A 10,298-nucleotide genomic window follows, 5' to 3' on the forward strand; every position below is an offset into this window, starting at 1 on the left:
CCGATGATGATGATTTACGGCATGATGCCGTTTATGCGACAGACCCTGCCTTACGGGGACATGCAGCAGAATATCGACTATCGCTGGCCCACTAACAGCCGGTTCGGGCAGCGTCCGTCGGCGCAGTTTATCGGTCCGGGCGATGAAAAAATTACGCTTTCCGGTGAGCTTCGCCCGGAAATCACGGGCGGCTCGGTGTCGCTGATGACAATCCGCCTGATGGCCGACGAGGGGATGGCGTGGCCGCTGATTGGTGGCAGCGGCATGATTTACGGCATGTACGTGATCGAGAGTATTTCTAACACCTTCAGCGAGTTTTACCCCAACGGGACGGCCAGTAAAATCATGTTTACCCTGAGCCTGAAGCGCGTTGATGAGTCGCTTACCTCTATGTTTGGCGATCTGAAGAAACAGGCTGACGGGCTTATCAGCGGATCCGCGAATCTGCCAAGGCAGCTCACGTCAGCAATCGACGGTGTGAAGTCAGCAGCCGGTAGCCTGATTTCTTCTGCAGGGGGGCTGCTCGGATGATTGGGGTAAGCAGCCTGCCGGTGCAGGCCGGGGCGCAACTGACGCCTGATTTCATGCTGAAGGTTAACTCTAAGGACGTCACAACCAATATCCGGGATCGCCTTATCTCGATGACGCTGACCGATAATCGCGGCTTTGAGGCTGACCAGCTGGACATTGAGCTGGACGACGCCGACGGGCAGCTGGCTATGCCGGTACGCGGTGCGGTGATAACGCTGTTTCTCGGCTGGAAAGGCCAGACGCTTTTCGGCAAAGGTAATTTCACCGTTGATGAGGTAGAGCACCATGGCGCGCCGGACACCATGACAATCCGCGCCCGCAGTGCTGATTTCCGTGGCTCGCTCAATTCCCGCCGGGAAGTGTCCTATCACGACACCACCCTGGGGGAAGTCGTAACGCAGATAGCCGGGCGCAATAACTTAAAGCCAATGCTGGCTGATGGATTCGCCGGACTTGCCGTGGCTCACATTGACCAGACGCAGGAGACTGACGCTAAATTCCTGACGCGACTCGCCACGCTGTACGGCGCGGTTGCGGCAGTGAAGGCCGGGCGGCTTCTGTTTATAAAGCCCGGTAACGGCGTCACCGCCAGCGGCAAGCCAATCCCGCAGATGACGATCACGCGGCAGGATGGCGACCGGCACAGCTTCAGCATTGCCGACCGTGGCGCATACACCGGCGTCTCTGCGAGCTGGCTGCATACCAAAGACCCGAAGCCAAAGAAAGTTAAGGTGAAGCGCAAGCCGAAGGTAAAGCACCTGCGCGCGCTGGAGCACCCCGCGGCTAAAAAGAAAAAGACGACTGCGACTAAAACGCACGAGGCCAGAGAGGGGGATTATCTGGCAGGAACGGAAGACAACATATTTACCATGACGACTGTGTATGCATCGAAAGCGACCGCGATGCGGGCGGCTAAAGCGAAATGGGATAAGCTGCAGCGCGGCGTCGCTGAGTTCTCGCTCACGCTCGCAATGGGCCGCGCCGACCTGTACCCGGAGACGCCGGTCAGGGTGAGCGGCTTTAAGTCGGTGATCGATGCGCAGCCGTGGATTATCAGTAAGGTGACGCATAGCCTGAGCGGCAGCGGGTATACCACGCAGCTGGATTTTGAAGTTCTATTGTCTGACGTCGAATACACAGCAGAGGCCGACCCCGTAGAAGAAGATGACGAATAATAAACAAGGTGAAACTTAAATTTGCAAAATCCAGTTTGATTATTCAAAATGCATACATCCCACCCGCCTCGCTCGCTCAAGGAAAGTTTAAGATGATGCATTGCCCTAAGTGCCAGACTGCTGCTCACGCTAAAAGTAGCCGTTATATTTCGCGTGAAACCAAAGAGCGCTATCACCAGTGTCAAAATATCAATTGCAGCTGCACATTCAAGACTCATGAAAGCGTGGCGGGTATCATTGTTGAGCCAGGTCAGATAAACAGGGTTCCCCTTCACACGCAACACGAAAGCCAGCCCTCACTGCTCCACTGATGAAGCCCGCGAAAGCGGGTTTTTTTATGCCTGCTGCCAAATGCTTATGCCGCTGCTGCCAATTTGCTGCCACTTCAAAAAAAAAGGGGGTTAGCTTATAGCTAACCCCCTGATATATATTAACTTTTAGATGTCGCGTTAGCGATACCTTAGTTAAGACGCTCTTTAATACGAGCAGACTTACCAGTACGCTCACGCAGGTAGTACAGTTTGGCTTTACGCACAGCGCCACGACGTTTGACAGTGATGCTGTCAATTACAGGTGAGTGAGTCTGGAATACACGCTCAACGCCTTCGCCGTTAGAAATTTTGCGAACAGTGAATGCAGAGTGCAGACCGCGGTTACGAATAGCGATAACCACGCCCTCGAATGCCTGCAGACGTTTTTTAGAACCTTCAACGACCCATACTTTCACTTCCACGGAATCACCCGGGCGGAAGGAAGGTACGTCCTGTTTCATCTGCTCTTGTTCAATTTGCTTGATAATGTTGCTCATAATTAAATCTCATATCCTGGGTAAACTGATAGTCGGGGAAGATCACTCTTCCACATCATCGTTTTGTTGCTGGTGAAATTCCCGCTGGAACTCACTTAGCAACCTTGCTTGCTCTTCAGTCAGAGCCAGGTTTTCCAGAAGTTCAGGTCTTCTTAGCCAGGTACGGCCTAGCGACTGCTTCAGGCGCCAACGGCGAATATCAGCATGGTTGCCTGACAGTAATACTGCCGGAACCTCCACGCCGTCTAACACTTCAGGTCGGGTATAGTGCGGACAGTCCAGCAGTCCATCAGAGAACGAATCCTCGTCGGCTGACGCCTGCTTGCCGAGCACGCCGGGAATAAACCGGGCGACCGCGTCAATCATCGTCATGGCTGGCAGTTCCCCGCCGCTGAGAACGTAATCACCAATTGACCATTCTTCATCAATTTCGGCATGTATTACGCGCTCATCTATCCCTTCGTAACGGCCACAGACCAGAATTAACTTGTCCCGTGCCGCCAGTTCGCAAACGCCCTGTTGGTCCAGTTTGCGCCCCTGAGGTGAAAGATATATCACCCTGGCCCCATCACCTGCCGCTGCTTTCGCTGCGGAGATAGCATCCCGTAAGGGTTGTACCATCATCAGCATTCCCGGTCCGCCGCCGTAAGGACGATCATCCACGGTACGGTGCCGGTCGTGCGTGAAGTCACGAGGACTCCAGCTTTGAATGCTGAGCAGACCGTTTTTTACTGCCCGGCCAGTTACCCCGTAATCGGTAATAGCGCGAAACATTTCTGGAAACAGGCTAATTACACCAATCCACATTGTCTTCGCCGTTACGTTACCGTTCGATTCGGAGATCAAAAACCAGGATCCCAATCTACTTCAATGACGCCAGTAGAGAGATCGACTTTCCTGATAACCTGTTCATCAAGAAACGGAATTAACCGCTCCTGCACACCGAACGCATCCTTCAGGTTTGCCTTAACGACGAGAACGTCGTTCGAGCCGGTTTCCATCATATCGATGACTTTGCCCATCTCGTAGCCGTCGAGGTTAACCACCTGGCAACCCATAAGGTCTTTCCAGTAGTAGTCGCCCTCTTCCAGCGATGGCAACTGCGTCGAGTCAACCTGAATTTCGCAATTGGTTAACTGAGCCGCCGCATCCCGATCGTCAACGCCTTTGACTTTGATGATCAGGTCCTGATTGTGGTGCTTCCAACCCTCCAGTTCGATCTGCTGCCATTGACCGGCGCGCTGGATAAACCAGGGTTGGTAGTCGAAGATGCTTTCAGCGTCTTCAGTGGAGGAAAACACTTTGAGCCAGCCGCGAATACCGTAGGCGGCTCCCATTTTACCCAACACCAGCGGGTTAACAGGAGGCTGTGCGGCAAGTTGTCTGCTCATGCTTACCACCGTGACAGATTAAGCTGCTTTCTTAGCTTCTTTGACCAGCGCGTTAACGCGGTCAGAAAGCGTTGCGCCCTGGCCAACCCAGTGCTCGATACGATCCAGATCCAGACGCAGACCTTCAGCCTGACCAGATGCGATCGGGTTGAAGAAACCAACGCGCTCGATGAAACGACCGTTGCGTGCATTGCGGCTGTCAGTAACGACGACCTGATAGAACGGACGCTTTTTAGCGCCGTGACGTGCCAAACGAATTGTTACCATAACATCCTCTTCAGTTAATAAAACACCCGGCCCCCATCGAGGAACGGGGTCCGGGTGCTGTATAAAAAGCCCGAAAATTTTACTCATTTTGGCGCAAAAAGCAACCTAAACCGCGTCTTTTCGGGCTTTTTTGTGGAACACTTAGCGTCCAGGGAAACCTGGCGGCATCATACCTTTCATGCCGCGCATCATTTTCGCCATTCCGCCCTTCTTCATTTTCTTCATCATACGCTGCATGTCGTCGAACTGCTTGAGTAAGCGGTTAACGTCCTGCACCTGCATACCCGAGCCGGTTGCAATGCGGCGCTTGCGCGAGCCTTTGATGATTTCTGGCTTCTGGCGCTCTTTGCGGGTCATCGAGTTGATGATCGCTTCCATGCGCACCAGCACTTTATCATCCATCTGTGACTTCACGTTATCCGGCAACTGCCCCATGCCAGGCAGTTTGCCCATCAGGCTGGCCATCCCGCCCATGTTGCGCATCTGCTTCAGCTGCTCAAGGAAGTCATTAAGATCGAAACCGTCACCGGTTTTCAGTTTCTTCGCCAGCTTTTCCGCCTGCTCGCGGTCAACCTTGCTTTCAATATCTTCGATCAGCGACAGCACATCGCCCATGCCAAGGATACGTGAGGCGATACGCTCCGGGTAGAACGGCTCCAGGGCTTCAGTCTTCTCACCCACACCCATGAACTTAATCGGCTTGCCGGTGATATGACGAATCGACAGCGCCGCACCACCGCGTGCATCCCCATCCACTTTGGTCAGGATAACCCCGGTGAGCGGCAGTGCTTCGTTAAAGGCTTTGGCCGTGTTCGCCGCATCCTGACCGGTCATGGCATCGACCACAAACAGGGTTTCTACCGGATTAATCGCAGCGTGAACCTGTTTGATTTCGTCCATCATCGCTTCGTCTACGTGCAGACGACCCGCGGTATCCACCAGCAGCACATCGTAGAACTTCAGGCGCGCTTCGCGCAGCGCATTGTTTACGATGTCGACCGGCTTCTGGCTCAGATCGGACGGGCAGAAGTCAACGCCAACCTGTTGCGCCAGCGTTTCCAGCTGTTTGATCGCTGCCGGACGATAGACGTCGGCAGAAACCACTAATACTTTCTTTTTGTGCTTTTCACGCAGGAATTTACCCAGCTTACCGACGCTGGTGGTTTTACCCGCACCCTGCAGACCCGCCATCAACACCACGGCCGGTGGCTGCGCCGCCAGATCCAGTGCGTTGTTTTCTGCACCCATCGCCGTAACCAGTTCATTACGGACAATCTTGATGAACTCCTGACCTGGCGTCAGACTCTTATTCACATCGTGCCCGACCGCGCTCTCTTTCACGCGATTAATGAAGTCACGCACTACCGGCAGCGCAACGTCAGCCTCAAGCAGTGCCATGCGAACTTCACGCAGGGTCTCTTTGATGTTCTCTTCAGTCAGCCTTCCGCGGCCGCTGATATTTTTCAGGGTTTGCGATAAACGATCGGTTAAATTATCAAACATGGTCTCTCACTTAAAAAGATCGCGAGGCGCCTGATCGGCAGAATGCGGCGGATTATAACACGAAGGCGCAGCGATCTCTGCAATTGCCCCTGAGATCGTTTGGTGCCAGCTGCCGCTGGCGCTATACTGCCGTTTTCCTTATCTGACTGATACCCGAAAGGATCTATGTTCGTTTTCGCGATAGTGGCGCTGTTAGCCTACTCCCTAAGTCTTGCACTGATCGTTCCCAGCCTGTTGAAACGTAACGGTGGCTGGCGTCGAATGGCGATGCTCTCTGCCTGCGTGGCGTTGATTACGCACGCGGTGGCTTTGCAGCAACGTATTTTTGCCGTCGATAGCGGACAGAACCTCAGCCTGCTGAATATCGGCTCACTGGTCAGTCTGTTGATCTGCGCCATCATGACCATTGTGGCGTCCCGCAACCGTGGCTGGTTACTGCTGCCGATTGTTTATAGTTTCGCGCTGATCAACCTCGCCTTTGCCACTTTTGTGCCCAATGCGTTTATCAGCCATCTGGAAACCACGCCAGGCATGATGATTCACATCGGTCTGTCGCTGTTCGCCTACGCTACGCTGATCATTGCGGCACTCTATGCGCTGCAGCTGGCGTGGATCGATTACCAGCTGAAAAACAAACGGCTGGCCTTTACCCAGGATATGCCGCCGCTGCTGACGATTGAGCGCAAGATGTTTCACATCACGCAGGTCGGCGTGGTGCTGCTGACGCTGGTACTCTGTACCGGCCTGTTTTATATGCAGGATCTTTTCAGCGCGGAAAACGTCGATAAAGCGGTGCTCTCGATCATCGCCTGGTTTGTGTATATCGTTTTGCTGTGGGGACACTATCATGAAGGTTGGCGTGGGCGTCGTGTGGTGTGGTTTAACTGCAGCGGCGCGTTGTTGTTAACCATGGCCTACTTTGGCAGTCGCATCTTACAGCACCTGCTTATTCCTACCTCTCGTTAAAAAGGAAGTTCTGCGTTGGAACATGTTTCAACCACCACGCTGATTGTTACGCTGATCATCATGGTGCTGGTTTCGGCTTATTTTTCTGGCTCCGAAACCGGCATGATGACCCTCAATCGCTACAAGCTGCGCCATCAGGCTAAAAATGGCCACCGCGCTGCCCGTCGCGTCGAAAAATTGCTGCGTCGCCCTGACCGCTTGATCAGCCTGGTGCTGATCGGCAATAACCTGGTCAATATCCTGGCCTCTGCCCTCAGCACCATCGTCGGGATGCGCCTCTACGGCGATGCCGGCGTCGCTATCGCCACCGGCGTGCTGACCTTCGTGGTGCTGGTGTTTGCCGAAGTGTTACCAAAAACCATCGCAGCGCTCTATCCGGAGAAGGTCGCCTATCCCAGTAGTTTCCTGCTGGGCCCGCTGCAGTACGTTATGTTGCCGCTGGTCTGGCTGCTGAATACCATTACCCGGCTGCTGATGCGGCTGGTCGGCATTCGCACCGATGGCTCGGTCAACTCCGCGCTGAGCAAAGAAGAGCTGCGCACCATCGTTTACGAGTCACGTAATCTGATATCACGCCGTAATCAGGACATGCTGCTATCGGTGCTCGATCTGGAGAAGGTCAGCGTGGATGACATCATGGTGCCGCGCAATGAGATCGTCGGTATTAACATCAACGATGACTGGAAGTCGGTGGTGCGTCAGTTAAGTCATTCGCCGCACGGTCGCATCGTGCTGTTCCGTGATTCTCTGGACGACTGCGTCGGGATGCTGCGGGTGCGTGAAGCCTGGCGCATGATGACCGAGAAAAAAGAGTTCACCAAAGAGACGCTGCTGCGTGCTGCGGATGAGATCTACTACATCCCGGAAGGCACACCGCTTAACACCCAACTGGTGAAGTTCCAGCGTAACAAGAAGAAAGCCGGTCTGGTGGTGGATGAGTATGGCGACATCAAAGGACTGGTGACGATAGAGGATATTCTGGAAGAGATCGTGGGTGATTTTACCACCTCGATGTCACCGTCGCTGGCTGAAGAAGTGATGCCGCAGAATGATGGCTCGGTGCTGGTTGAAGGCAGCGCCAACGTGCGTGAAATCAACAAGGCGTTTAACTGGCATCTGCCAGAGCAGGAGGCCCGCACCATCAATGGCATGCTGCTGGAGGTACTGGAAGAGATCCCTGAGACAAAGACCCGGGTGCAAATCAGTCAGTACAATATCGATATTCTTGATGTGCAGGACAACATGATCAAGCAGGTCCGCATCACGCCCGCCACGCCGCTGAAAAAGTCCGTCGGTTCTTAAATCCCAAAAAAACGCCGCGATAATCGCGGCGTTTCTCTTCGCTGATAAGTTCTGACTAGATGTGCAGTTCTTTCAGCTTTTCAGCAGGCAGTTTCAGATCATCGTTGTGGTTAACACCGATCTCATGTGCCAGCACATTGCGGGCGATCTGCTGCGCTTCTTCCAGCGAGTGCAGCTTGTAGCTGCCGCACTGGTATTCGTTCAGCTCAGGGATCTGGTTCTGATCTTTTACTTTCAGAACATCTTCCATCGCCCCTTTCCACGCTTTTGCGACGCGCTGCTCGTCAGGCGTACCAATCAGGCTCATGTAGAAGCCAGTACGGCAACCCATTGGCGAGATATCCACGATTTCCACGCCGTCACCGTTCAGATGGTTACGCATGAAACCGGCAAACAGGTGCTCCAGCGTATGAATGCCACGCTCAGTGAGGATATCAATGTTCGGGCGGCAAAAACGCAGGTCAAAAACGGTAATCGTATCGCCATGCGGAGTCTTCATGGTTTTCGCAACGCGTACGGCGGGAGCGGCCATGATAGTGTGATCAACGGTAAAACTGTCCAGTAGTGGCATACGTCACCTCCTGTTTTAAGAATTTTTTTTGAAACGATGAAACTTTTCTGTTCGCCCAACGTCTGAATATATGAAAGACGCGCATTTGTTATCATCATCCCTGACAACAGAGATGTTAATTTGGCCACATTGATGTGGCCTTTTTCTTTTCTACCCTTCCCGGCTCGCCAGATAGGCTTCAAAATCCAGCTTATCCTCAGCTTCAAGCGCCTGCTGCGCCGCCACCGATTCTTTCGCCTGACGGCTGAAATCCTCTTCGGTCAACACTTCCAGCGGCTCTTCGCACAGCAGATGACGATACTGCTCTGCTAATGCCACGCCGGTACCGGTCACACCATTGTCCTTCATTGCCTGAAGGATGCGCGCCGAATAGGTTAGCTCAGGATCGTCGAACGATGCCACCAGTTGATCGCAAACTTGTTGATATTGCGTGCTGCCCTGGTTGTTGCTGTCTAAAACTTCCGCGACCCGACGCAGATCGGCAAACAGAGTTTTACCCACTTCAACCAGCGAATGTTCAGCTTCACCACAGCCCACCGCGATTTTCTGATCGGGCTTGCGCCCTTCCAGCACCACGCGATTCCAGTTCTTACGGGTACACTGCAGCTCGTCTGCGCTCATTTCCGGCGCGTCAGCCAGGGTACACCAGATCAGGAACAGGTCGAGGAAGCGAACCTGATTCTCGTCCACACCAATCGCTGAGAACGGGTTAATATCCAGCGAGCGCACTTCGATATACTCAATACCGCCACGCAGCAGCGCGTCAGAAGGCGCTTCACCTGAGCGCGTGACGCGCTTTGGCCGAATCGGTGCATAGAGCTCATTTTCAATCTGCAGTACGTTGGTATTGAGCTGGAGCCAGTTGCCGTCGGCATCTTTGGTGCCCATCTCAGCAAACTCTTCTGACGGGGTCTTGATCGCTTTCTTCAGCGCCGTGACATAACCTTCCAGTGAGTTAAAGGTAATGCCCAGCGAGCTCTGGGATTTGTTGGTGTAGCCTAAATCACTCAGACGCAGCGAGGTGGCATACGGCAGCCACATCGTATCTTTATCATTGGTTTCAAACGGCAGCGCGCTCTCGCGGCCCTGCAGGAAACTGGAGCTGATGGCAGGCGACGCCCCAAACAGATAAGGGATCACCCAGCCAAAACGGTAATAGTTGCGGATCAGTCGCAGATAGCCGGCAGAGATGGTCTCTTTACCGCTTTCCTGATCTTTCACATCGGCCCACTCCTGCCAGAAAGAGAGCGGCAGCGAGAAGTTATAGTGAATGCCGGAGATGGTCTGCATCAGCGCGCCGTAACGGTTTTTCAACCCTTCACGGTACAGGGTTTTCATCTGGCCGATATTCGACTTACCGTACTGCGCCAGTTCAATCTTGTTCGCATCGTCAATCTCGCACGGCATGCTGAAGGGCCACATACGCTCTTCGCCGAGTTCACGGGCGACATGACGATGAATATCACGCAGGAATGCCAGCATGTGATCAATGCTGTGATCCACTGGCGTAATGAACTCCAGCAGCGTTTCGGCAAAATCGGTGGTAATCCAGTCATGCTTCAGCGCCGAACCCAGTGATTCGGGATGGCCGCTTTCCGCCAGTTTACCGTCTGCCTGCACGCGCAACGTTTCACGTTCGATGCCACGGCCGATACCCTTGAGGGCATCAGGATGCGCTTCCAGCCAGGAGAGCGCTTTAGATACGTCCGGGATCACATTAACCTCCCGCTGTGAGAATAATTTATTTTTGTTCAGCATAATGTTAACCGTAGCCTCGAATCTGT

Annotated in this window: 12 protein-coding genes; 5 read left to right on the plus strand and 7 right to left on the minus strand. The window is 53.6% G+C overall.

Features of this window, described 5'->3' with window-relative positions; genetic code table 11:
• The first annotated feature begins 3 nt into the window (after nt 1-3).
• From ACX3P5_RS14335 to ACX3P5_RS14345, 3 genes are all read left to right on the plus strand, one after another.
• Nucleotides 4-531: a phage tail protein gene (locus ACX3P5_RS14335; protein ID WP_458968903.1), complete on the plus strand. Its 528-nt coding sequence runs from the start codon at nt 4-6 to the stop codon at nt 529-531.
• The gene (locus ACX3P5_RS14340; protein WP_458968904.1) at nt 528-1,706 is read left to right on the plus strand and encodes a phage late control D family protein; all 1,179 of its coding nucleotides are present in this window, start codon (nt 528-530) and stop codon (nt 1,704-1,706) included. Before ACX3P5_RS14335 ends, ACX3P5_RS14340 begins: the two co-directional genes overlap by 4 nt.
• Before the next feature lie 92 nt (nt 1,707-1,798).
• The gene (locus ACX3P5_RS14345; RefSeq protein ID WP_187508653.1) at nt 1,799-2,017 is read left to right on the plus strand and encodes an ogr/Delta-like zinc finger family protein; all 219 of its coding nucleotides are present in this window, start codon (nt 1,799-1,801) and stop codon (nt 2,015-2,017) included.
• A 149-nt stretch (nt 2,018-2,166) separates the two neighbouring features.
• Here the strand turns inward: ACX3P5_RS14345 and rplS are convergent, their stop codons facing one another.
• From rplS to ffh, 5 genes are all read right to left on the minus strand, one after another.
• Nucleotides 2,167-2,514, minus strand: coding sequence for a 50S ribosomal protein L19 (rplS, locus tag ACX3P5_RS14350; RefSeq protein ID WP_031374778.1), 348 nt, complete (start codon nt 2,512-2,514; stop codon nt 2,167-2,169).
• Nucleotides 2,515-2,556: 42 nt separating this feature from the next.
• Nucleotides 2,557-3,321, minus strand: a complete 765-nt coding sequence (gene trmD, locus ACX3P5_RS14355; RefSeq protein WP_094121076.1) for a tRNA (guanosine(37)-N1)-methyltransferase TrmD — start codon at nt 3,319-3,321, stop codon at nt 2,557-2,559.
• Nucleotides 3,322-3,356: 35 nt separating this feature from the next.
• Nucleotides 3,357-3,905, minus strand: coding sequence for a ribosome maturation factor RimM (gene rimM / locus ACX3P5_RS14360; RefSeq protein WP_233987309.1), 549 nt, complete (start codon nt 3,903-3,905; stop codon nt 3,357-3,359).
• An 18-nt stretch (nt 3,906-3,923) separates the two neighbouring features.
• On the minus strand, nt 3,924-4,172 hold the full coding sequence (rpsP, locus tag ACX3P5_RS14365) for a 30S ribosomal protein S16 (protein WP_003849041.1): 249 nt from the start codon (nt 4,170-4,172) through the stop codon (nt 3,924-3,926).
• A gap of 141 nt (nt 4,173-4,313) precedes the next feature.
• Nucleotides 4,314-5,675, minus strand: coding sequence for a signal recognition particle protein (ffh, locus tag ACX3P5_RS14370; protein WP_233987308.1), 1,362 nt, complete (start codon nt 5,673-5,675; stop codon nt 4,314-4,316).
• Between the two features lie 165 nt (nt 5,676-5,840).
• Between ffh and ACX3P5_RS14375 the strand changes: the two genes are divergently transcribed.
• Both ACX3P5_RS14375 and ACX3P5_RS14380 read left to right on the plus strand, forming a co-directional pair.
• Nucleotides 5,841-6,641, plus strand: coding sequence for a cytochrome C assembly family protein (locus ACX3P5_RS14375; protein ID WP_458968905.1), 801 nt, complete (start codon nt 5,841-5,843; stop codon nt 6,639-6,641).
• A 15-nt stretch (nt 6,642-6,656) separates the two neighbouring features.
• Complete coding sequence (locus ACX3P5_RS14380; RefSeq protein WP_336757300.1) at nt 6,657-7,943, plus strand: HlyC/CorC family transporter; 1,287 nt, start codon at nt 6,657-6,659, stop codon at nt 7,941-7,943.
• A 55-nt stretch (nt 7,944-7,998) separates the two neighbouring features.
• On the opposite strand, the gene luxS is transcribed toward ACX3P5_RS14380, so the two are convergent.
• Nucleotides 7,999-8,514 carry an S-ribosylhomocysteine lyase gene (gene luxS / locus ACX3P5_RS14385; protein ID WP_094121081.1) on the minus strand — a complete coding sequence of 172 codons (516 nt, stop codon included), beginning with the start codon at nt 8,512-8,514 and terminating at the stop codon, nt 7,999-8,001.
• Nucleotides 8,515-8,664: 150 nt separating this feature from the next.
• Nucleotides 8,665-10,272 carry a glutamate--cysteine ligase gene (gene gshA, locus ACX3P5_RS14390; RefSeq protein ID WP_233987305.1) on the minus strand — a complete coding sequence of 536 codons (1,608 nt, stop codon included), beginning with the start codon at nt 10,270-10,272 and terminating at the stop codon, nt 8,665-8,667.
• Nucleotides 10,273-10,298: the final 26 nt, after the last annotated feature.

It is taken from the genome of Pantoea sp. S-LA4 (genome assembly GCF_054482835.1).

Coding starts and splice junctions, on each gene's coding strand:
- rimM (WP_233987309.1), bottom strand. CDS start 3,905: ATGAGCAGACAACTTGCCGCACAGCCTCCTGTTAACCCGCTGGTGTTG.
- ACX3P5_RS14345 (WP_187508653.1), top strand. CDS start 1,799: ATGATGCATTGCCCTAAGTGCCAGACTGCTGCTCACGCTAAAAGTAGC.
- rplS (WP_031374778.1), bottom strand. CDS start 2,514: ATGAGCAACATTATCAAGCAAATTGAACAAGAGCAGATGAAACAGGAC.
- gshA (WP_233987305.1), bottom strand. CDS start 10,272: ATGCTGAACAAAAATAAATTATTCTCACAGCGGGAGGTTAATGTGATC.
- rpsP (WP_003849041.1), bottom strand. CDS start 4,172: ATGGTAACAATTCGTTTGGCACGTCACGGCGCTAAAAAGCGTCCGTTC.
- luxS (WP_094121081.1), bottom strand. CDS start 8,514: ATGCCACTACTGGACAGTTTTACCGTTGATCACACTATCATGGCCGCT.
- ACX3P5_RS14375 (WP_458968905.1), top strand. CDS start 5,841: ATGTTCGTTTTCGCGATAGTGGCGCTGTTAGCCTACTCCCTAAGTCTT.
- ACX3P5_RS14340 (WP_458968904.1), top strand. CDS start 528: ATGATTGGGGTAAGCAGCCTGCCGGTGCAGGCCGGGGCGCAACTGACG.
- trmD (WP_094121076.1), bottom strand. CDS start 3,321: ATGTGGATTGGTGTAATTAGCCTGTTTCCAGAAATGTTTCGCGCTATT.
- ACX3P5_RS14335 (WP_458968903.1), top strand. CDS start 4: ATGATGATGATTTACGGCATGATGCCGTTTATGCGACAGACCCTGCCT.
- ffh (WP_233987308.1), bottom strand. CDS start 5,675: ATGTTTGATAATTTAACCGATCGTTTATCGCAAACCCTGAAAAATATC.